Raw genomic sequence first — 22,128 nt, 5'->3', positions numbered from 1 at the left:
CGCCGCTCTCGCGGGGGCGCTTCTCGTCGTCTTCTTTCTCTACGGTCTTTCGCGGCGCGGCGGAGGGATGTCGACTCTTCACCTCCTTCTCGCAGGGGTCGCCGTTTCGTATTTCTTTTCGGCGCTTCTTCTCTTCATGCAGTACCAGGCGGACTTCACGGAGACCTATCGGGTCGTCCGATGGCTGATGGGGAGGCTGGAATCGATCGGATACGCCGGCTCGCTCACGATCCTTCCGGCGTTCGTCGTCGGGACGATCGTCCTCTTCTTCTACAGAAGAGAGCTCGATCTTCTCGCGACTGGAGACGAGATCGCGCAAAGCCGCGGGGTTCCCGTCGACGCGGTGCGGGTCCGTCTCTTTCTCGCCGCCTCCTTTCTCACGGCGACGTCGGTCGCCGCGTGCGGGCCGATCGGTTTCGTGGGGCTCGTCGTTCCGCACATCCTCCGAATGCTTCTCGGTCTTTCGCACGGGCCTCTCGTGATGGGCTCGGTTCTCGTCGGGGGACCGTTCCTCGTTGTCTGCGACGCGATCGCGCGGAACGTTGTCCCGGAGAGCGAGCTTCCGGTCGGGATCGTCACCGCTCTTCTCGGCGGCCCCTTCTTCCTCTGGCTGGTGGTGCGGCGGCGCGGCTGATCGGGCGCGTCGCGCGCTCGTCAAACTTCTTGCTATTCCGTGGTCGATCGATTGTATTCGGGGCTCGACGGCAGGACGAGCGGCTTCCGCGGTCGGAGAGAGGCGCCCCGCTTTCGGGAAGCCGCCCTGCAGAAAGGGAGGCTTGCATGAGCAGAAACCCGCCCGCGGTTCGAGCGCTTGTTCGAACCGCCACTCTCTTGCTCTTGACGGCGTTCGTCCCGGGTCCGGCGCCGGCGAACGACGATTTCCTCGACACCCATCCGGCCGGTCAGTTCACGCTCCGCGTCAAGTGGGACGGACAGTATGTAGTCGGGATCACGCGGGTGAGCGGCCTCATCCGGCGCACCGAGGTGGTGACGCCGCGGGGGGGCGGTGATCCGAACATGGCGCGGAAGGCGCCGGGCCTCACGACGTACGACCCGATCGTTCTCGAACGGCGTCTCACGAACGACGCCGAGTTCGAGCGGTGGGCGAACAAGGTGTGGAACTTTGGATCGGGGCTGGGGGCGGAGATCTCGCTTCAAGATTTCCGGAAGGACATTCGCATCGAGCTGTTCAACGAAGCGGACCAGATGGCGATGGCGTTCAATGTCTATCGCTGTTGGCCGTCGGATCATGTCGTCATCGGGGAGATGGGGACGGACGGGTCGGATGTGCCGATGGAGGTTCTCGTTCTTCAATATGAGGGATGGGAGCGTGACTACACGGTCGCCGCGCCGCACTAGCCGCGGGGGAGGTAAGTCATGAAGCGAAGAGCCGCCGTTTTCGGGGTGCTGTTTCTTGCCGCGTTCGCGTGGCTGTTTCTTTCGGAGGCGCTCGCGACGGAGTTCAGCGTCAACACGCATCGGTTCGACCCGTACAAGCAGTTCAAGTTCCGCGTCAAATGGGACGGCAAGTACGTCCCCGGCGTGATGTACGTGAGCGGTCTCACGCGGACGACCGAGGTCGTTTCGAGCAGGAAGGGCGGATCGCCGAGCGTCGATCAGAGGTCGCCGGGCCAGACGATCTACGAGCCGATCATCGTCGAGAGGGGGCGCACCCACGATCAGGAGTTTGAGAAGTGGGTGAACAAGGTGTGGAACTTCGGGTCGGGGCTTGGGGCCGAGGCGTCCCTACAAGACTTCCGCAAGGACATCGTCATCGAGCTGTACAACGAAGCCGGCCAGCTCGCGATGGCGTGGAAGGTGTACCGGTGCTGGCCGTCGAAGTACAGCGCGGTGACCGAGCTCGACGCGAACAGCACGCAGATCGCGGTCGAGTCGATGACGCTCGAGCACGAGGGTTGGGAGCGGGACTACGACGTGGTCGAGCCGTCCGAGCCGAAGTTCACCGAGCCGTAGACACCAGGTAGACACCAGGGACAGGCACCTATTAGTCACCTGTTTCACAAGGACACCAGTCTTATAGGTGACTGTCCCTAGTTACAGGCTAGTTAGTCCTGAGGGCGTCCTCGAACGCCGCGAGGAAAGCTTCGATTTCGGCGCGACCGATTGTGAGGGGCGGATCGAGCCGGAGCACGTTCGTGTTCGGGCGCTTCCCGACGAGAAATCCGCGGCGCACGAGCTCTCGGTGTGTTCGGATCGTCAGGGAGCGATCGGGGTCGTCGTCGATCTCGATCGCGATCATCAGCCCGCGGGCGCGGATCTCTCGAACGCGTCCGGTCCGCTCCCGAATCTTGTCGAGCCCGCCGGCGAGCTCGGCGGAGATCTCCATCGAGCGCTCGATCAGCCCTTCCTCGCGGATCACGCGCACGACCTCGACGAGAACCGCCGCGCCGAGCGGATCGTTCTGGTGAGATTGGGCGTACTTCACCTCGCGTCCCGCAAGGCGCTCTTCCACGCCGGCCGCGAACGCGGCGGCGCTCACCGGATAACCGTTTCCGATCCCCTTGCCGACGGCGACGATGTCCGGGCGGACGCCGTAATGTTGAAAGCCAAACCATTTTCCGGTCCGCCCGATCCCGGTGGTCACCTCGTTCACGAGGAAGAGACCGCCGCCCTTCTCGACGGCCCGCGTGATGCTCCGGATCAGCTTCTCCGGCGGGAAACGGACGAGCCCGGAGGAGCTTCCCGGCTCGAAGAGGAAGCCGCCGATCCGGTCCCAAGGGACCGCGGCCCAGCGCTCGCAGGAGGAGTCGCACGTCCCGGGCCGCTCGCACCCCGCGCATGGGAACCAGTCGAAGAGAAGCCACTCGCTTTCGTCCCTTCGGCTCGCGGAGCCGTACGCTCCGAAGTAAGAGTCGGCCATCGTGAGGAAGAGCGGCCGGTCGATCGACATGCGGGCGACGCGGACACCGAACTCGACCGCCTCGCTTCCGGAACAGAGAAGCACGCATCGTCCCCCGTTGAAGCCGAGGATCGACAAGACCTCGCGGGCGGCTTTCTCAACGATCGCACAGGAATAGTTGAAGCCTGCGTGGGCGATTCGGGCGGCCTGATCGGAGATCGCACGGAGAATCCGCGGATTCCCGTGGCCGATCGAGACGCACCACACGCCGCCCTCGAGGTCGACGTACTCGTTCCCGCGCGCGTCCCATACGAAGCAGTCCTCGGCGCGAACAATGTCCTCGACGAGAAGCTCGTGGCCCGGATACCAGAAGAGACGCGACATGAAATCCTCCTCGAATCGAATGCCGGACACCCTGAACGCTCCGGAGCCGGGGGGCGGGGCTCGCTTGAATTCGGTACCTGATACCCTATTTCGGGCCTATGAAATGGGGTATCAGGTACCGAATTGCTCACCCCCGTCTCCGGTGCAAGACAGCCCTGGTCGTGTGGCACCTGCCGTCCGATGACGTCACCACGCGCGGGTGACCGCGGCAGGCATCCGCGAATCTCCGCTCGCCTAGTAGACCGGCGCGCACCAATGCCGATAGCGCGCGTTCTTCCCGACGACCGTTTCGAGATAAAGATCGCGGAGCTTCGTCGAGACCGCGCCCGCCTTTCCGCCGCCGATCGGGCGCCGGTCGATCTCGATGACCGGAACGAGCCCGACCGCGGTTCCGCAGACGAACGCCTCCTCGGCTCCGTACACTTCCGATCGATCCACAACGCGCTCGACGACCGGAATGCCGTGATCGCGCGCCATCCGCATGAACGTATCGCGCGTGATCCCCTCGAGGATGTCTTCCGTCACGGGAGGCGTGACGAGGACTCCGTTCCGAACAACGAAGAAGTTCGCCGCGCTCGCCTCGGAAACGTGTCCGTTCGCGGAGAGCATGAGCGCGTCGTCGAAGCCGTTCATCGACGCCTCCGTCTTGGCGAGCGCGGAGTTCACGTAGGCGCCGGTGATCTTCGTGCGCGCGGGGAACGCCTCGTCCGAGAGACGCCTCCACGAGGAGACCATGAGCCGCGCCCCATCGGGTCTATCGATGTACGCGCCGAAGGGAACAGCGAAGAGCGCGAACTCGCACGCGAGATCGTGGAGCCGAACGCCGATCGCCTCGCTCGACTTGTACGCGAGCGGCCGCACGTAGACGTCGGTCCGGAACTCCTCCTTTCTGAGGAGCGCGATCGTCGCCTCGCAGAGATCCTCGGCTGAATAGGGGAGGTCCATGAAGAGAAAGCGCGTGTTTCTCAAGAAACGCTCGTAGTGCTCGCGCAGCCGAAAGAGGAAGAGCTGCTTCTCGTCCCCGGACCAGTACGCGCGAATCCCTTCGAAGACGCCGGTCCCGTAGTTGAACCCTGAGGTCATGATCGAAATGCGCGCATCCTCGATCGGCACGATCTTTCCGCGGAAGTGCGCGAAACGGTTCTTGGTCGTCATCGGGTCATCCTTTCTCGCCGGGTCGCTTCCATCGGTCGCCCGGTCGGAGACGGCGCGCCGCTCACACGATCGGCCGCGCCGGCTCCTCGCGGCTCTCGGCTCTTCTTTCTCTGCGAAGGGCGCGAAGGGCGGATCCGAGCCTTCGCACCCCCTCTTCGATCGTCTCTGGGGCGTGGGACGCGAAGTTGATCCGAATCCGGTCCCGTTCTCTTCCGTCGGGAGAGAAGAGATCGCCCGGAACGAACGAGACCTTCTTTCGGAGCGCCTCGCGGAGAAGCTCGCGGGCGGCGCTTCCGTCGGGAAGCTTTGCCCAGATGAAGTAGCCGCCCTCGGGAGGCGAGAACGCCAGGCTCGGCGCGCGGCGCCGGAGAGCCTCCGTCATCGCGTCGCGCCTCGCGCGGTACTCGTCTCGCATGCGGGCGGCGTGCTCGTCGAGAAGGCCGCGGCGCGCGAACTCGAAGACCGCCGCCTGGCCGAGCGAGTTCGTGAAGAGATCCTGAAGATGCTTCCCGCTCTTCAACTTCTCCACGACCGGCTGCGGGGCGGCAAGGTACCCGATGCGAAGGCCCGGGAAGAGAACCTTCGAGAAGGTAGAGACATAAAGAACATGCCCGTGCGCGTCGAGCTCCTTGAGGGAAGGGATCTCCTCGCCGTCGTAGCGGAGCATCGCGTACGGATCGTCCTCGAGGATCGGAACGCCGTGGCGAGCGGCGGACCGAAGGAGCCGCGTCCTCGTATCGAGGCTCATCGTCTCGCCCGTGGGATTATGAAAAGTCGGGACCGCGTAGAAGAGCTTCGGCCGGGCGCGCGCAAACACGTTTTCGATCGCGGCCGGATCGATCCCTTCGGCTCCGGACGGGATCCCGACGATGCGCGCCCCCGCCGCGCGGAAGACCTGGAGCGCCCCGATGTAGGTCGGGGATTGGACCGCGACGAGATCTCCCGGTGCGATCAACGCCCGCGCCAGGAGAAAGATCCCCTGCGTCGATCCGGAGAGGATCAGGATTTCGTTCGGATGAACTTCCGCGAACCGCTCGGCGAGCAGGCGCCGGAGGGGCGCGTGACCTTCGACCGGGCACCAGTGGAGGAGCGTTCGCCCCTCGCGCGCGAGCACGTCGTCCGTGATCGAGCGGAGCGCCTCCATCGGGTAGAGGTCGGGGGCCGGGAGACCGGCGGCGAGCGAGATGAGATCGTCCCGATCGATGAGCCGGACGAAATCCCGAACCTCGTGATCCTCCTGCTCTGAGCCGCCCGCGATGAGCATCTCCCAGGGAAGGGGGGCGTAGCCGGTCTCCGAACCCGCGGCGGCGGGGAGAATCGATGTCCCCCGGCCGACGCGCCCCTCGATCAGCCCCTGGGACCAGAGGATCTGGTACGCCTGCGTGACGGTTCCCCGGTTGACGCCGAGGGCCTTCGCCAGCTTGCGCGACGGCGGAAGTCGGCCGTCTCCCTGGAGCGCGCCCGCGAGAATCTGCTCGCGGATCGCGTGCGCGATCTGCAGGTGAAGGGGGGTCGGTCCGTCGCGCTCGATCGAGATCTTCACGATGCCTCCATTGGATGGATCCAATCGTGATTTTATCCGATCTCTCACGCTATGCAACGGCCAATGCTATCCAATTGGACCGGTCCAACAACTCGAGACCCGAAGCGCTGGCAAGGCTCAACCTCAGACGGCAACCCATCGCCGGTCTTCGGCTCTTCTTCACGCATCCCCTGCCCCACACAAAGCTGTTGACGCGGGCAAACGATTTGGAGAATATGAACGAACGCGCACACTCATGGGGCGGCGCGAGTGACCCCGGGTCGGCCAGATGCGGGGACCCCCCGACACCGCGAGCGGCTTCCAGCCGTGGAGGATCGATCGATGCGATGGGTGATCTTGCTCTCTCTGTTCCTCTCCAGCGTTTCTTCCGCAGCCGGTTTGGATTGCGTGGCTTGCCACAAGCAGACGACGCCTTCCATCGTGACCGACTGGCAGCTCAGCAAGCACAGCGCGAACGACGTCTCCTGCGATGTCTGTCACGGGGACGCCCACACGTCCGCGGCCGATGTCGCCAAGGTGCGCATCCCGACCCCCGAGACCTGCGCCGCTTGCCACGCGGACCAGGTCGAGCAGTTCTCGCGCGGAAAGCACGCGGCCGCTTGGGCGGCGATGAAGGCGATGCCGACTACGCATGCTCTCCCGCACGCGCTTCGCGAGGGGATGAAGGGATGCGGCGGTTGCCACAAGATCGGCCTCAAGAGCGAGGAAGATATTCGAGAGCTCAAGGAAACCGGGCCGGGCTTCGGGCTCGCATCGTGCGACGCGTGCCACACGCGGCACCTCTTCTCGACGAAAGAGGCGAGGGAACCGCAGGCGTGCCAGACCTGCCACATGGGGTTCGACCATCCGCAGTGGGAGATGTATTCCTCGTCGAAACACGGCGTGCGCCATCTCTTGAAGCAGAACGGAATCCTTCCCGAGTCGGCCGCCGCCCCGACCTGCCAAACTTGTCACATGCAGGAAGGGAATCACGAAGTGAGGACCCCGTGGGGGTTCCTTGCCGTGCGGCTTCCTCTCCCCGAGGATCCGCAGTGGAAAGCCGACCAGGTGACGATCCTGCAAGCGCTCGGCGTTCTCGACCCCGAAGGGAACCCGACGTCGCGGCTCGATGTCGTGAAGGCGGCGGATGTCGCGCGGCTCGATCAGGAATCATTCGACCGCGAGCGCGCGAAGCTGATCGAGACGTGCTCCGGCTGCCACTCGGAGAACTTCGCGCGCGCCGAGATCGCCAAGGGGGACGAGATGATCCGCGACGCCGACCACCTTCTCGCCGAGGCGATCCGCGTCGTCGCCGGACTCTACGCCGACGGAATTCTGGAGAAGCCGGCCGCGTACGCCCATGCGTTCCCCGACCTCCTCACGTTCCAAGACGCGCCGACCGGAATCGAGCGGAAGCTCTTCGAGATGCACCTCTCGCATCGCATGCGCGCGTTCCAGGGAACCTTCCATTCGAACCCGGACTATGCCTTCTGGTACGGATGGAGCGAGATGGTCCGCGATCTGGAGGAGATCCGCGAGAAGGCCGGGGAGATGCGCGCGGCGCGAGGGAAGTGAGAGGCGCAGAAGGGGGTCGAGATTCTGTCCGCGACGAACATCTTCCTCGGTCTGCTCGTGCTCGTTTGTGTCGCGATGTTTTAGCCTGGACTATGCACACGTTTCCTACTGCGGCCGCGGATCTCCCTTCGCGCTTCCGCGCTCCGGGAGCTTCCTCGGCGACCCGTCCCCCCGGGACGGGTGCCCGCCTCGGTCGCGCGAGAAGATGCCTACGAAGCCTCCCTTCCGTCGCCGCTTCCTCATCAGGGACCCGTGGCGCGCTTGGACCTTGTCGCGACGGTTACGAGCGACAAGTCCTAGCGCGCCGGGGGGGCCGAGACTACGATTCCGGGAGCGGCTCGTCCAGGTCGGCCTCTCGGCACGCGCTCCGCGGCCTCGCGACGAAAACGCGTGCATCGTCCAGGCTAGGTTCGCGAAACGCGGCTTCGCGCGAGCCTTGCGAGCGCCGCGCGGAGCTTCTTCTGCTTCGCCATCCCCCGGGCGAACTCGACTTCGCTCGGCTTTCCTTTCGCGCGCATGAGGGCGGCCAGGTCGCGCCGCTCCTCGATCGGCCACGACTCGAGCCGCGGGATTTGCGCCATCGTGACCGAGAGCCGCTCGAACCAGAGGCGCTCGGCGCGCGGCCACTCCTTCCGGTCCCGAGCGTCGAGCACCGCCGCCATCCGGTCGGCGCATGCGCGCGCCGCGCGCCGCCGGTCGCCGTCGAAACGCTCCGCGATGAAGCGGGTCGTCCGCATCCCGAGATCGCCGAGAGGAAACTCGCCGGCCCCGGGGAGGGCTCTCCCGATCGGACCGTAAAGGTCGTCCGACGCGAGCCGCTTTAGGGTTGGGATGTCCGTCCGATGGCGCGGGTCTCTCGCGATCCTCGCGCGCTCCTTCTCGGCAAGACGGAGGATCCCCGGGTCCTTCGGCCGGAAGCCGAGCTTGTAGTAGAACCAGAAGGAGCCGGACTTCAGCCCCTCGTCGTTCTCGTGGCCAACCTGATAGCGGTCGATCTTGAAGTGCGTACAACCGAAGTGCGAACGAAACGTCCGAAGGAACTGCGCGAAGATGAAGCCCGCCTCTCCGCCGCGCCAGGTGTCGAAGATGTTCACCGCGATCTCCGCCCGATCGAAAAGCATCGCGCCGACCCCGTAGCCGATCGGATGGCCGTTCTTGAGAAGAAGCGCCCCGTAGTCGCTCTCGAAGGGGAGGCGATACGCGGGTTGCATTCCGTAGAGCAAAAAGCGATACCCGCGGCCGGGCTCGGCGACGAGGACATCGTCCGGATTCGGGTACTCGATCGGATAGAGCGAGCGATGCCGGACCGCGAGGGACGAGACGGCGAGACGGATCATGCGGAGCGCATCCCTCCGAGGGGCGGTTGTGAGAGACGGCATCGGTCGGGCGATCTCCTTCCAGAAATCCTCGATCTTCCGGACGAGCGGTCCGTCGTGGAAGAAGACCGGAGCCGAGGGGAGGCTGGCCCGCGTGCGGGACGCGGATGAATCGTCCATGCGCCAAACGATCGGGATCTCAACCGAGTCGAACAGGAGGCGTTTGACCGGATGGGGCGCGGCGATCGCGTCGATGGAAGCGAGAACCCACTCGATCGAGGGCTTGGGCGCCCGTCCCTTGGCTTGTTCGATCCACTCGCGAGTCGAAACCTCCGCGTAATCGAGCCCGTCGTTCTCCATCCACTCGGCGACGAGGGGGAGGAGGAGGTCGAGGCCTTCGGTCTTGTCGAAATCGTTCCAATCGACGTCGAGCGCGCCGGGGAACCACCTGGCGAGCATCCGGGCGGTGGCGAAATCGTAGGCGTAGCGCATCGTCGTGCCGGCGATTCCGGTGTCGTCGAGCGCGTCGCGCGTGCGCGCGCGCCGGCGGAGTCTCTCAACCCGCGCCCCGAAGCGCGCGCACTCGCCTCTCGCGAGCGCGGCGATCTTCTCGTCGTCCGGGTACGAACGGATGAAGAGGAGCGCCTCGTGATAGCGGGCGAGAAGCCGCGGGTCGAGGATCTCCTCGCCGCGGAGGGACGCGAGGATCTTTCGCTTCTCCTCGCGCTCTTCGGGCGAGAAGTGATTGCGAATCTCTTCGAGCCTTCGAACGCGCGCGCGAAGAGACGGCGGGGCCTTCATTTCTCTTCCAGTGTAAAGCGCCACGCGCAGAACCACTCGTCCGGATGCGGATCGGGAGGGCACGCCACGCACTCGGTTCGGATCCGGGGATCGATCGCCCGCGCGAAGGTCGAGTACTCCACGATGCCGGCCGACTTGCACGGGTAATCGGGAAGACCTTTCCGCTTCCGCGCGCTCTGCACGCGGCACTCGTTCATTCGGAAGACGAAGCCGGACGGCGTCCGTTCGTCGATCGATTGCTTGTTCACGGCGGCGTACAGCCGGAAGGCGAGCGCTCGTTCGAGCCCGTCGAGACCGGGTTTCTCGGGGAGGTCGAGCATGCGGCGGATCGAAAGCGCCTCGAAGGGGGAGAAGCGCGCCCAACAGGCGTCGTTGCACGCCCGCGCGTCGTCCATTCCGGACGAAGACTCGACCGCTTGGAACCAGACGCCGTCGGTAGCGAGCCAGTTCACGGCGATCGCCTCTGCGAGCGCGCGGAGCGTCGCCTCGGGAAGATCGAGAAGCGGCGCGGGGAGTCCCTTCTTCATCTCGAAACCGATCGTCTTCGCGAGCCGCGAGAAGTGGATATCGAGCGCCTTCGCGTACGCGTCCCGCAGAACCTCTTCCGCCCGTTCTCTCCCGAGGCGTCGCTCGACCTCGGCGTACCACATCGCGTGGTGCATGACCGTGCGGTGCAGGAAGTCGACGGCGAGGCGGGCAAGATGCTCGCCCCCAGCGCGCCCAAACGATTCAGGAGTCAAGGACATCAATGTCTCCGGCCGAAACCGCTCTCGGGTCAAGAAACCGGTTTGTACCCTTCGACCGTGACCGATAGGATCGCCCACGCGTCGGTTTTCCTGTCGTGGTAAGTATACACTCGCGGCGCGTACGGGGCACGCGGCGAGGCGGACGGCCTGCGCGCGCTCACCCTTGCCTCGTCTCCCCCTCCCCCGCCGCCATCTTCGGGAAGAGCACGCCGCCGAGAAGGAGCGAGCGGGCCCGCAGGGAGTAGAACAGGCCGTCGAAAAGCTCGCCGCTGATGAAAAGACCGATGCCGAGCATCGCGCCGTTCAACGTCGGGAAACGATCCACGAGCGCAAGACCGACCGCGGCCATGAGCGCGATCTTGGCGAGGGAGACCGCCGCGAAGATTCCAGTCCGTCTCGCCTTGATGAGAAGCCCCTGCGAGGCGGACCGCGTCGCGAGGAAGATCGGCTCAAGCACGATGAGGAGCATCGCGGGCGCGACGACCTCTTCCATTTCGGGCGAGAGGGAGAAGGCTCCTCGCAGAAGTGCGCCGCGGAGCGGCGTCCAGACGATCATCGCGATCAGCCCGGCGAAGAAGACCGTCACCCACGCGCTGAAGCGCACCACGCGCCGGAGGTCCGCGCGGCTTCCGGGGAGGATAAGCGTCACGTTCTGGAGCGCCCAAAGCGGCGAGCACGTGACGAGAAGAAGCGGGATCACCACGCCGAATCCTCCCTGCGCGAGTTCGGGATCGGGAAGCCTTCCCAAGATCGAGTTGATGAGGGGCCGCACCGAGGTCCACGCGTACGAAGAGACGATGAGCGGCCCCGCGACGCGGAGGATCTCTCGGTAATGAAGGGGAACATCATCGGGACCTCCTCTTCGCTCGCGAAGGCCTCGGCGGATCTTCCGCGTCCCGTGGAGGACGAGCAATGTCTCGACGAGAAGTCCGGTTGCAAGAGACGCCGCGCCGGCGATCGCACCGGACGAGGTTCCGACGGCGACCGCGATCCCGACGAGACACGCGATCACGACCATGCGGCTCACCGTCGCGCGCGCGATGAGCGGGGTCTCCCTCGCGACGAGCGCGAGCGCGTTCCCCATCCCGCGCATCGAGACGAGAATCGGGATCGGCGACATCACGAGAAGGACCTTGCGGGCGAGCTCGGCGGCGCGAGGGGTCGTCGGCACGACGTTCCGGAAGAACCAATCGCCGAGCGGCGTCGTCGCGAGCGCCAAGGAAAGCGCGGACCCGAGAAGCCCGAAGAGAAGCGCGCCGAAGAAGAGCCGTCGCATCGAGCGGTGTCCCGAAAGAAGCGTCGCCGCCGCTTGCTGGATGATGAGACAGGGCGCCTCGACGAAGAGATGGACGGCGAACCCGAGCCAGTACGCGGCGAACTCGAGCTTCGGATCGGCCGAGCGCCCGACCGCGATGTTGATGACCGGACCGGAGAGCGTCATCATCTGAGATGTGAGGACGAGCGGAAGATAGAATCGAAAGATCTCGCGAAAAGGGAGAGGCTGCATCAAGCCTTCCCTTGGACTGGATCGACGCGATCGAGGACGGCCGCGCCCACCGAGTCCCCCCACACGTTCACCGTCGTTCGGCATCGATCGAGAAACCAATCGATGGCGAGGATCATGCTGATCCCCTCGAGCGGGAGACCGACGGCGCGGAGCACGATTACCATCGTGACGAGCCCCGCCTCGGGAATGCCGGCCGCGCCGATGGATGCGAGGGTGGCCGTGAAGAAGATCACGACCAGCTCGAAAGGCCCGAGCGGGATCCCCATTGCCTGCGCGATGAAGATCGCGGCGACCGATTCGTAAAGCGCGGTGCCGTCCATGTTGATCGTCGCGCCGAGGGGCAGGACGAAGAGCGAGGAACGCCGCGAGATCCGCGCGCGCTCCTCGGCGCACTCGATGGTGACGGGGAGCGTGGCGCTGCTCGACGCGGTCGAGAAGGCGGTCGAGAGCGCGGGTGTGAAGTGGACGAGGTGCTCCCACGGATTCCGCCTCGCGACCGCGAAGAGAATAAGCGGAAGGACGACGCAGCCGTGGAGCACAAGCCCGATGAGCACAGTGGCCGTGTAGAGACCGATCCGGCGGATCTCCTCGAAGAACGCCGGCCCGCCGCCCGCCTGTCCGAGGCGCGAGGCGACGAGCGCGAAGACCCCGATCGGCGCGATGAGGAGAATGAGAAAGACGATCTTGAGGATCGCTTCGTTCACGCCGTCGAATAGGCGGATCACGAAGCGGCCTTTCTCGCCGAGCGTCGTGAGGACGCCGCCGAAGAGAAGCGAGAAGACGATGAGAGGGAGGATTTCGGTCTTCGCGGCCGCCTCGACGAGGTTCGGTGTGACGAGACTGCGGAAGATATCGGCGAAGCCGGTCGTCTCCTTCCCCTTGACGACGTCGGGGATCTCCGCTCCCAGCCACTCGAAACCGGCGCCGGGGCGGATCGAGCTCACGAGGAGGATGCCGAGAAGAACGGCCAGCCCGGTCGTCGCGAGGTAGTAGAGAAGGGTGATCGTTCCGGTGCGACCGAGGCGACGAACATCGCCGAGACCGGTGATGCCGACGATCATCGACGAGACGACGAGCGGAACGACGATCATTCGAAGCGCGTCGAGAAAGAAGGCGCCGATCCACGCGACGGCGGTCATTCGCTCGCCGAATACCCAGCCGGTGATCCCGCCGAGCACGACCCCGATCAGGATCCCGTAGAGGACGAACGCGTGGGCGCGGCCGCTCATCGAGAGCCGGTTCTCCTTTCCTCGCGCGTGGACGCTCCAGTCTATCCGAAACGGGAGGGCCGCACAACGCGCGCGGCGCGTGTCCGCCGGACGCGCGCGTCGTGTCCTTTCGTCTCCTTGAAGGGCGCCTCGCGGACCGACCCCGTGGGGCGCGCCCGAAACGCGTTGTCCGGGCGCGGGATAGGGACACGCTCCTCGCGGCGTCTTCGGCACGTTCCTTGCGCGGGGAAACGGGTGGGGCGGAAAGCCCCGAGAGAGAGGGGGGACGAAGGATGAAACATCAACGAATGAACCTTCGCGGCGGTCTTTGGGTGTTCGTCGCGATCCTCACCGGGACAGCTCCGGCTCTCGCCGGGTTCGGGATCGCGGCCTCGTGGGGGGTCGGCGCGGGCGTTCCTCTCACGATCGAGAGGGTCTCGTATCGTTACGACGAACCTTTCGACCCGTGGTTCGTCGATCCGCTCGACGGGCGGGGCGAGTGGGTGCACGTTCGGAGCGTCGGCGGTCCGGTTTGGTTTCCGTACGTCGAGGTGGAATGGCGTCCGTACCTTCACGGCCATTGGGTCCTCGCGACGGTCGGGATGATGTGGGTCGCGTACGAGCCGTGGGGATGGTTGACGCATCACTACGGGCGCTGGGTCTGGCTCGACGGCTACGGATGGGGTTGGGTGCCGGGCGGCGAGTACGGCCCCGCATGGGTGTCGTGGGTCGTCGTCGACGGGTACGTCGGCTGGGCGCCCCTTCCCCCGGACGGCTTCTTCTACCCGCGGCGCACCACTTATCACTACACCGGACCTGGTACCGTCTTCGGACGCCCGGTGCGACAGTCGATCGTCGACATCGACATCAACCTCTTCGTGTTTGTGTCCAACCGGCACTTCCACGACTGCGACATCCGGACGCACGCTCTTCCCGCGAGGCGCTCGGCCGAGTTCTTCCGCAGAAAGGAGGTTGTTCCGATCGGCCGATCGCTCGAGATCGATGAAGTGCGCGCGATCACGCGGACGCGCGTCGCGCCGGTCCGTGTCGAGGCGAGGACTTACCGGTCGGGAGATCGCCGCGCGATCGACTACGAGCCGGTCGGGCAGGCGGAGCGAATCCGAAAGGCGCGGGAGAGCTACGAGCGGGTCGACGCGCGAAAAGCATCGAGTGAAAGGCTGGAAGGGGAAACGCGATTCATGGTCGAGAGGCGTGCGCGCGCCGAGCGCTCCGAATCGCGCGCGCCGAAGTCGAGCGAGATCTCGAAGAAGAAAGAACCCCGCGAGAGACCGCGCTCCGAGTCCTCGACGATCCGTGAGACGAAGAAACGGGTCGAAGAGAAGGCGCGCTCCGTCGACCGAGAAGACAAGTACACGAAGAGCCGCGCGAAGAGCGAATCGGAAAGGAAGGGGAAGGCGTCCGACGCAAGAAAGGCGGGCGAAGGGGCGAAGAAGAAGCGGTAGCGACGTAAGGACTCTTCCGAGGAGAAGCGACGCGCCGTGCGGTGGGGGAGGGGGCGGCGAAGCCCTCTCCCGTTTCGCGCGCTATTCGGACGCGAGAAGCTTGAGAGCCGCTTCCGTCGTCTCGCGGACGATCTCTTCGGACGGAAGCGCGATTCTCCCGGTCTCGGCGAACGCGATCGCGCGCTGCGTCATCCCGACGATCCAAGACGTGGCGAGGTTTGGATCGATCGGGCGAAACGCTTTCGACTCGATCCCCGAACGGATTGCCTCGCAGAAGACATCCTTGGGAAGCGGCTGGGGGTTCCGGATCGGTCCGGTGGCGAACTCCGTGTGATGAGTGAGAACGATGAACGCGAACGCCCGCGGGTCCTTGACGGCGAAAGCGAATATCGCGCGGACGAGGGCGCGAATCTTCCCCACCGGATCCTCGGCGGACGAGGCGGCTTCGATCAGCAGTTTCCGAAAGCGCCCCGCGCACTCTCCGAAAAGGTGGCGCGCGAGCGCGTCCTTGCTCTCGAAGTGGCGGTAGAGATTCCCCTCGGCGGTTCCGGCCTGCTTCGCGATCTCGCGAGTGGTGGCCGCGGAGATCCCCCTCACCACGAAGAGATCGAGCGCCGCGTCGAGGATCGCTTCCTTCTTTGTCGCCAACGCCTTCCGTCCCTTCTTCGAGCGGGTGTGAGCGACCGCTCTCATGCTGCGGCCGCGGGCGGATTCCGTTAATGGGCCTCGCGTCCCGATCCGCTGGAGCCGGTGGGTTTCGAGGGAAACGCGCCCGTCATCCGAGCGGCGGATAGGTCCGAACAAGCTCCCGAGCGAGCGCCTCGAGCTCTCCCTTGGATGCGTCGGCCCGCACCGCCTCCTCTTTTCGATCGCACTCATATCGTCCTACGAGTGGCTCATGCGTTCTCGTACTCGAGAAGGCGACGCTCCCCTTCGAGCGAGCGAATGCGGGTCGCGTCCTGCGTGACCTCGAGCGTTCCAAGGTACTTCCCCTCCGGGTCGCGCACGGCGAAATATCGAATGTGAACGAACTTCCCGTGAAGCTGAATCCAGAACTCCGCGAGGCTCTCTGCGCCGGAGCGAAAATCGGAGAGGATCCTCTCCACGATGTGCACGCTCGAGGGCGGATGGCAGTTCTGGACCTTGCGGCCGATGATGGAGCGCGTACGGGCGAAGACGCGATCGGGACCCTCGGAGAAGAAGGCGACGCGATCCTCCGCGTCGACGAAGGTGACATCCACCGGGAAGACGGTGAAGAGCGCGAGCATCTGTTCCTCGGTGAGCGCTCCGCTCGGAAAGACGACCGCGCCGCCCGGAGGAAGCGTGCCCGCGTACGCGGCGAGTTCCGCTCGCGGCGGGCGGTACTCCGTCCCCGGCTCGATCAGGCAGTAACCGTAGCGGGGCGTGTCGCGATAGATCTCGCCCCACTCTTCCGCGGTGAGCGCCTCGAGGCTCGTCGGAAAGAGGATGTTCTCCTCCTTGAAGATCATCTCCTCGATCGCTGCGGCGGTCGGCAGGACGAAATCGCGCGCGCTCTTCCTCCACTCGTCGGGGGTAAGCCCTTCCTCGGCGAGCGCGTCGTTCAGCGCGCGGATCATCTTGCGGACATCGTCGTCCTTCGCCCACATCACCTTGGAGGGACCCGTGATGCCGTGCTTCTCGAGATGCGAGAAGAGGAGGTTCTCCTTCCGGTCGTAGTGCTTCACGATGTCGAAGAGATCGCGAGCGGCGAGCCGCCAATCCGCGATCGACGGACCGGCTCCCTTGAGGGGCGAAGGATCTTCCGCCTCGCGGAGCATCTCGCGAAGCCGTCCGGTCGCCTTGCGGATTGCTTGGTTCTCCCGGACGAACGTGTCGATCGGATGCCCCGGAGGAGTGGACGGCGCCGCCTGCTCCCCCATGAGCTCGCGGAGCACGGCCGAGTGAAGGTCGCACATCCCCTTCACCTCGTCGGGGCTCATGCCGTCCGCGATCAGCCGGCTCTCCATCTCCACGATTTCCGATCCGGTCGTCTGCCGGACGATATTCTTGAGGCGCCCCTTGACGCTCTCCGGGTCGGCTCCCTCGTGGAGGCTTCGAATGATCTCCTTGAGGGTCTCGATTCGCTTCTCTCGGTTGTTGATCAGCTCGCTCATGGCGGCAACTCCTTGTTTTATAAGAGGCTTTTCCAACTGGCGGAAGTCGAGTGAGCGTTTACTCACAACATAGGACGGCAACGGGAAACTGTCAAGGGCCGGCCGGTAAGGGTCGCTCGATCCCACCGATGGTGAGCGGGAGAGCGTGCAGGGGCAAGAGGACGGGGAACGGGAGAGGGAACTATCGCCGGCATGCCGCTCGGAGCGCCGATTCGAGGCCCGCGTGCAGGAACCGGAAGCCCGCCCGCTCGAGCTTCGCGGGCACGACCCGAAGGCTTCCGAGGAGCGTTTCGCGGCCCATCTCCCCGAAGAGGATCGAGACGACCACGGAGGGAACGGGAAGGACCGCCGGTCTCCGGAGAACTCTCCCGAGCATCGCGGCGAAGTCGGCGTTCGTGAGGGGGGACGGCATCACGAGGTTGACCGGGCCGGCGAGACGGTCGTCGTCGATCAGATGCGCGATCGCGCGGACGAGATCCTCGATCGAGATCGCGCTCATGTACTGGCGGCCGTTGCCGATCCGCCCGCCGAGACCGAGGCGAAAGATCGGAAGCATCTTTGGGAGCGCGCCCCCCTCGGAGGAGAGAACGAGCCCGAGGCGCGGGTGGACGACGCGGATTCCCGCCTCGCGCGCCGGATCGGCCGCGCGTTCCCACTCGATGCATACGCGGGCGAGGAACCCGGTCCCGGCGGCGCTCTCCTCCGTGAGGATCTCGTTCCCGCGGTCCCCATAATAATTGATACCTGAAACGGAGACGAGGACCCGCGGCTTTCGATCGAGGGAGGCGAGCAACTCCGCGAGGAGTCGCGTTCCGACCGTTCGGCTCTCGAGGATCGCGCGCTTCCTTTTCGGAGTCCACCTGCCCGAGGCGATGTTCTCGCCGGCGAGGTGAACGACGGCGTCCGTCCCCTCGATCGCCGCGCGGTCGATCGTTCCCGCGGAAGGGTTCCACGCGGCCTCCGCTTCCCCGGCGCGCGGCGCGCGCCGGACGAGCCGGAGGACCGCGTGTCCATCCGCCGTCAGCGCGCGGATGAGCGCCGCTCCGATGAGTCCGGTCGATCCGGTGATCGCGACGCGCATGCGGTCCCCCCGTATCCGAATCCTCACCTCCCCATGATAGACCAAGCCGCCGTACCAGGCGACCCGGTCGTCTGCGGATGAAAGAATCACGCGTCATGCCTTGCGCATTGCCCTCTGGGTCGAGCGAGGCTAGAATCCTCTGGAAGCCCGCCCAACCGTCCGTGAAGCGAGGTCGTGGGGATGACAAGACGGGTCCCGATCCAAATCGACGTGGGGAACGCCCTTCGGTGGCTTGGGACTCTCTACCGCAACCCCGCCGATGCCCTGAAGGAGCATGTCAGCAACGCGGTGGACGAACACGCAAAGGCCCGGCTGGCCGGGAGTGCGACCGAGCCGTGCCGCGTGCGAATCGTTCTTGAGAAACGCCAGGTCGTCATCGAGTATCCGTACGGGATGGATCGGCGGGAGTTCGAAGCGGCCCTCCAACGAGTGGCCGATTCCGCCAAGAAACAGAGCGACGTCGCTCAGATCGGCCGGCTCGGCATCGGGATGTTTAGCTTTCAACAAATCGGGCGAAAGTGCACGTTCTATTCCAAGAAGACGAGCGTCGAAGACACGGTTCGCGTGATTCTTTCGGAAGGCGGGGACGACGCGAAGTTCGACTCGGCTCCGAAGAGAGAGTCTCTCGAGAATCCCGGGATTCGCATCGTGATCTCGGAGCTCAAGCTCGATCCGACACGCTCGCGCGGCCCCCTCAGCGTCGACAAGCTCGCGAAGCTGATCGGCGAGAAGTTCGATGGCTTCCTCCGAAACGGAACGTTGGCCGTCGAAGTGAAATGCGGCGATCGAGTCGCGAACGCCGAGCCGCCGAGAATCGATCTCCCGCGCTTGGCGGAGAATCTCGCCGTCTCGCGGATCCCGTGGGATCCCGCCAAAGAAGTCCGTCTCCGGCTTCACTTCGATCCATCGGGGAAGGGCGTCGTCGGGATTCGTCACGCGGGGGTCGAGGTCGTCGAGGACATCAAGCGGCTCGAGGCGTACGGGCTCGAGGAGAGCGTGCTCGCGAGTGGATATGTCGGCGGAACCATCGAAGCCGACTTCTTGGAACCGCTCCCGGCGCGGACCGGCTTTGAGGAGGGCGCGGACTGGATCACCTTTCTCGCGTTTCTCGATAAGCAGATTCCGCAGATCGAGGCGGAGGTCGGTCGGCTGAGGGAGGAGGCGAGGGAGCGGGAGATCTCGGAAATCCAGAGAGAGGCGCTTCGGCTCGCGCGCGAGATCCTCGACGCGGAGGACTTTCGCGACTTGGAGCTGCTCCGCGGTCTCGCTCGGGAGCGGAAGGCCCCGGCGGAGAAGGACAACGCTCCGGCTGAGCTTCCCGCCGCGGGGCCGAGCGGCGAAGGGCTCCCCCGAGAGCCGACCGGAGAGCGCTCTCGTGAACCGGGCGACCGGAAGAGTCCGACCGGCTTCCGCGTAAACTACGAGGAGGTCCCCTTCGAGTCCGGGCCTTCGCTCCACAGCCGGTTCGCCGGGGGCCGAATCCAGGTGAACGATACGAACCCGGACTACGCGCGCGAGATGGCCGGCTCGGACGAGGCGAAGCTCGCGTACGCAACTCTCATGATCGGGAAGGAGACGATCGCGCACAACGATCGCTCCGGTCGCGCCGACGAGTTCTTGGAGAAGCTGCTTTCGTTTTATTTCTGTATGAAGCATCGGATCTCGCCGGCGGTCGCCGTAGCGGGAAAGAGGGGAAGGGGACGCCCGCGGAAGAAACCGCCGGAGTGAGAGCCCGAGAAGATGGGGTGAGACGATGACGATCGAAGAGAGCCGGAGTAAGAGCGGGAGTTCTGCGCTCGGTTTTCTTTCTCCTCTCGAGCTTCGCCGGGTGGCGCTCCCCTCGGGCGCCCCCTTCCACGCGGTCGGCCTTGCGCTCGGAAGCGGCTCCGCTCCGCAAATCGAGGTGCTCGTCGCGACGAGCGCGGAGTCTCCGAACGCCGCGGCTCTCCGTTCCGCATGGAAGGCGAGAAACGCGGGTCGCGCAGCGCCCCTCCTCTTCGTCGTTCTACACGGCGCGCGCGCCTCCCTCTGCGGTCCCGCGGGCGGCGACCCCCCGGCCTACCTCGACCTCGACCGTGGCCAGGTCGAGCGGATCTGCCGCGAGGCGCTCGAGCAGCCCGATCGGCACGCCGCTCTCAGGGCTCTCCGCGATGCGCTCCCCTCGCTCGAAGCCGACCTCGCCGGCCTCCGCAACGAGGGCTTCCTCGCCACGCATGAGCTCCGGCGCGGGGCGCGGCGTCGCGCCGATTGGGAGGACGCGTCGCGCAAGGCGCGCGCGGCGCTCGCGAAGCGCGGCAAAGCCCTTCTCTCCGCGCTCGGCTTCGCGATCGAATCGTGCGACGGCGCGACCTCGATCCTCCGAGCGGGTGATCGGAAGGTCGCGATCGCGGTTCTCCTCGCGCGTGACGAATCCCCCGATCTTTCCGCCGAGCGCTTCTCGGGGCTCTCTCCGATCAGTTACGCCCTCGCCGTCGCCGATCGCGAGGGTCTCCCCTGGGTCGTCGTCCAGCACGGAGCGAAGCTCCGCGTTCATCCGGTCCGCCCCGGGCTCGGAGTCGGACGCCGCGGCCGCACGGAGACCTTCATCGAGTGTCACGCCGGGCTCCTCCCCGATTCGGACGCCGCCTATCTCTGGCTCCTCTGCTCGGCCGAGGCGCTTGTTTCCGGCGGAACTCTGGAGCAGATTCTCGATGCGTCGGGGCGCTTCGCGGGAGATCTCGCCGAGCGCCTCCGCGAGCGCGTCTACGAGAAGGTCGTCCCGCGCCTCGCCCAGGGGATCGTCGCGGCGCGCGGCCTGAAGAGCCCGACCGCGGGCGACCTCGCCGATACCTACGAGATGGCACTCGCCCTCCTCTTCCGGCTCCTCTTCATCGCCTACGCCGAGGACAAGGATCTTCTCCCGTACCGATGGAACGGTCTCTACCAGCGCCGCTCGCTGAAGACGAAGGCGCAGGAGCTGGCAGATCTCGCGCGCGCCGGCGCTCCCTTCGACGAGGGGGACACGCTTTGGGACGAGGTCGCACGCCTCTTCCGCGCGGTCGATCGCGGGAACCGCGAGTGGGGGGTCCCGGCCTACGACGGAGGCCTCTTCTCCGAGGAACGCGAGGTCTCCGCATCGGGCGCGCTCCTCGCGGAGATCACGCTCCCGAACACGATCTTCGGTCCGGCCCTCTCCGATCTCCTGCTCGTCGAGGGGGCGGAGGGGCTCGGTCCCGTCGATTTTCGGAGCCTCGGGGTGCGCGAGTTCGGAACGATCTACGAAGGGCTCCTCGAGAGCGAGCTCTCGGTCGCGGAGACCGACCTCGCGATCGACAAGAGCGGCGCGTACAGGCCGTGCAAGAAGAACGAAGAGGCGGCCGTCGCGCGCGGCACCGTGTATCTCCACGACGCCTCGGGAGCGCGGAAGTCGACCGGTTCTTTCTTCACGAAACATTTCGCCGTCGAGCATCTTCTCGACCGCGCGCTCGAGCCGGCGCTCCGGGAGCACCTCGCGCGTCTCGACGCCCTCTCCGGCGACGAGGCGGGGAGTCGCTTCTTCGACTTTCGCCTCGCGGACCTCGCGATGGGCTCGGGGCACTTCCTCGTCGCGGCGGTCGATCGGATCGAGAGGGCGCTCACGGGGTATCTCATGCAAAGGCGTCTCCCCGCCGTCGCGGCGGAGCTCGCGGAGCTTCGCGGAGCCGCGGTCGAAGCCCTCGGAACGCTCGCCGACCAGGTGGAGATCGAGGACACGCAGCTCCTCCGGCGGCTCATCGCGAGGCGGTGCGTCTACGGCGTGGACTTGAACCCCACCGCAGTCCAGCTCGCGCGCCTCTCGATCTGGATCCACACCTTCGTGCCGGGGCTTCCTCTTTCGCTCCTCGATCACAGCCTCGTCGTGGGGAACTCGCTCGTAGGGATCGGGAGGCTCGAGGAGATCGCGGGTTCGCTCCACACGTTCTTCCAGTTCGACGCTCAATTCCTTCTTGGCGAGGCGCGCGCCCCGCTCGAGCGTCTCGCGAAGATCGCCGACGCCAGCCCCGCCGATCTCGCCCGCGCGCGGAAGGCCGCCGCGGAGGCGGAGAGGGCGGTCGCGCCGACCGCGGCCCTCTTCGATATCGTGACCGCCGCGCGCATCGAGAAACGTCCTCTCGATCTCGACATGACGAGATGGAGAGAGATGCGCGGGACGATCGCGGGGTCGAAGGAGCACGAGGCCGCGAGGGAGCGCCTCGAAGGGCTCCACGCGTTTCATTTTCCGATCGCGTTCCCCGAGGTTTTTCTCCGCGAGAGGCCGGGGTTCGATGCGATCGTGGGGAACCCGCCGTGGGAGAAGCCGCGGCTCGAAGAGCATGCCTTCTGGGCGAGACACGCGCCGGGCCTTCGTTCGCTCCCG

At 65.8% G+C, this 22,128-nt stretch carries 17 protein-coding genes; 7 read left to right on the top strand and 10 right to left on the bottom strand.

The window, feature by feature from the left end:
• The 3 genes from FJY73_09405 to FJY73_09395 form a co-directional block, all read left to right on the top strand.
• The coding region (locus FJY73_09405; GenBank protein ID MBM3320877.1) for an iron ABC transporter permease at positions 1 to 634 on the top strand (634 nt) is incomplete at its 5' end.
• A gap of 146 nt (positions 635 to 780) precedes the next feature.
• A complete protein-coding gene (locus FJY73_09400) occupies positions 781 to 1,359 on the top strand; it encodes a phage tail protein (protein ID MBM3320876.1) in 579 nt (192 codons plus the stop codon).
• Positions 1,360 to 1,377: 18 nt separating this feature from the next.
• Positions 1,378 to 1,974, top strand: coding sequence for a phage tail protein (locus tag FJY73_09395; protein MBM3320875.1), 597 nt, complete (start codon positions 1,378 to 1,380; stop codon positions 1,972 to 1,974).
• Between the two features lie 88 nt (positions 1,975 to 2,062).
• Here FJY73_09395 and FJY73_09390 read toward each other — a convergent pair whose 3' ends face one another.
• The 3 genes from FJY73_09390 to FJY73_09380 form a co-directional block, all read right to left on the bottom strand.
• The gene (locus FJY73_09390; GenBank protein MBM3320874.1) at positions 2,063 to 3,244 is read right to left on the bottom strand and encodes an aspartate aminotransferase family protein; all 1,182 of its coding nucleotides are present in this window, start codon (positions 3,242 to 3,244) and stop codon (positions 2,063 to 2,065) included.
• Positions 3,245 to 3,478: 234 nt separating this feature from the next.
• Positions 3,479 to 4,399 carry a branched-chain amino acid transaminase gene (locus FJY73_09385; protein MBM3320873.1) on the bottom strand — a complete coding sequence of 307 codons (921 nt, stop codon included), beginning with the start codon at positions 4,397 to 4,399 and terminating at the stop codon, positions 3,479 to 3,481.
• A gap of 61 nt (positions 4,400 to 4,460) precedes the next feature.
• Positions 4,461 to 5,942, bottom strand: coding sequence for a PLP-dependent aminotransferase family protein (locus tag FJY73_09380; GenBank protein MBM3320872.1), 1,482 nt, complete (start codon positions 5,940 to 5,942; stop codon positions 4,461 to 4,463).
• A gap of 321 nt (positions 5,943 to 6,263) precedes the next feature.
• Here FJY73_09380 and FJY73_09375 point away from each other — a divergent pair, with 321 nt between their 5' ends.
• Positions 6,264 to 7,496: a cytochrome C gene (locus tag FJY73_09375; GenBank protein ID MBM3320871.1), complete on the top strand. Its 1,233-nt coding sequence runs from the start codon at positions 6,264 to 6,266 to the stop codon at positions 7,494 to 7,496.
• A 404-nt stretch (positions 7,497 to 7,900) separates the two neighbouring features.
• Here the strand turns inward: FJY73_09375 and FJY73_09370 are convergent, their stop codons facing one another.
• The 4 genes from FJY73_09370 to FJY73_09355 all read right to left on the bottom strand — a co-directional run bounded on the left by FJY73_09370 (position 7,901) and on the right by FJY73_09355 (position 13,095).
• On the bottom strand, positions 7,901 to 9,613 hold the full coding sequence (locus tag FJY73_09370; protein MBM3320870.1) for a hypothetical protein: 1,713 nt from the start codon (positions 9,611 to 9,613) through the stop codon (positions 7,901 to 7,903).
• Positions 9,610 to 10,359 (bottom strand): cytosolic protein, encoded by a 750-nt coding sequence (locus tag FJY73_09365; GenBank protein MBM3320869.1) that lies wholly within the window; start codon positions 10,357 to 10,359, stop codon positions 9,610 to 9,612. Before FJY73_09365 ends, FJY73_09370 begins: the two co-directional genes overlap by 4 nt.
• A gap of 157 nt (positions 10,360 to 10,516) precedes the next feature.
• Positions 10,517 to 11,866: a hypothetical protein gene (locus tag FJY73_09360; protein ID MBM3320868.1), complete on the bottom strand. Its 1,350-nt coding sequence runs from the start codon at positions 11,864 to 11,866 to the stop codon at positions 10,517 to 10,519.
• Positions 11,866 to 13,095: a dicarboxylate/amino acid:cation symporter gene (locus FJY73_09355; GenBank protein ID MBM3320867.1), complete on the bottom strand. Its 1,230-nt coding sequence runs from the start codon at positions 13,093 to 13,095 to the stop codon at positions 11,866 to 11,868. The genes FJY73_09360 and FJY73_09355 overlap by 1 nt, the downstream gene beginning before the upstream one ends.
• A 272-nt stretch (positions 13,096 to 13,367) precedes the next feature.
• Here FJY73_09355 and FJY73_09350 point away from each other — a divergent pair, with 272 nt between their 5' ends.
• Positions 13,368 to 14,537, top strand: a complete 1,170-nt coding sequence (locus FJY73_09350) for a hypothetical protein (protein MBM3320866.1) — start codon at positions 13,368 to 13,370, stop codon at positions 14,535 to 14,537.
• Between the two features lie 81 nt (positions 14,538 to 14,618).
• On the opposite strand, the gene FJY73_09345 is transcribed toward FJY73_09350, so the two are convergent.
• The 3 genes from FJY73_09345 to FJY73_09335 all read right to left on the bottom strand — a co-directional run bounded on the left by FJY73_09345 (position 14,619) and on the right by FJY73_09335 (position 17,753).
• A complete protein-coding gene (locus FJY73_09345) occupies positions 14,619 to 15,185 on the bottom strand; it encodes a TetR/AcrR family transcriptional regulator (GenBank protein MBM3320865.1) in 567 nt (188 codons plus the stop codon).
• A gap of 248 nt (positions 15,186 to 15,433) precedes the next feature.
• Complete coding sequence (locus FJY73_09340; GenBank protein ID MBM3320864.1) at positions 15,434 to 16,672, bottom strand: DUF438 domain-containing protein; 1,239 nt, start codon at positions 16,670 to 16,672, stop codon at positions 15,434 to 15,436.
• 181 nt (positions 16,673 to 16,853) lie between these two features.
• Positions 16,854 to 17,753: a TIGR01777 family oxidoreductase gene (locus tag FJY73_09335; protein ID MBM3320863.1), complete on the bottom strand. Its 900-nt coding sequence runs from the start codon at positions 17,751 to 17,753 to the stop codon at positions 16,854 to 16,856.
• Positions 17,754 to 17,933: 180 nt separating this feature from the next.
• Between FJY73_09335 and FJY73_09330 the strand changes: the two genes are divergently transcribed.
• Together FJY73_09330 and FJY73_09325 are read left to right on the top strand one after the other, a co-directional pair.
• Positions 17,934 to 19,481, top strand: a complete 1,548-nt coding sequence (locus FJY73_09330; GenBank protein ID MBM3320862.1) for an ATP-binding protein — start codon at positions 17,934 to 17,936, stop codon at positions 19,479 to 19,481.
• Positions 19,482 to 19,506: 25 nt separating this feature from the next.
• A partial coding sequence (locus FJY73_09325) for a hypothetical protein (protein ID MBM3320861.1) occupies positions 19,507 to 22,128 on the top strand: 2,622 nt, incomplete at its 3' end.

The organism is Candidatus Eisenbacteria bacterium, from assembly GCA_016867715.1.
Classification (GTDB): Bacteria; Orphanbacterota; Orphanbacteria; order Orphanbacterales; family Orphanbacteraceae; genus VGIW01.
Note: the sequence above shows the minus strand (reverse complement) of the source record. Positions and strands in the feature narration are given on the sequence as shown.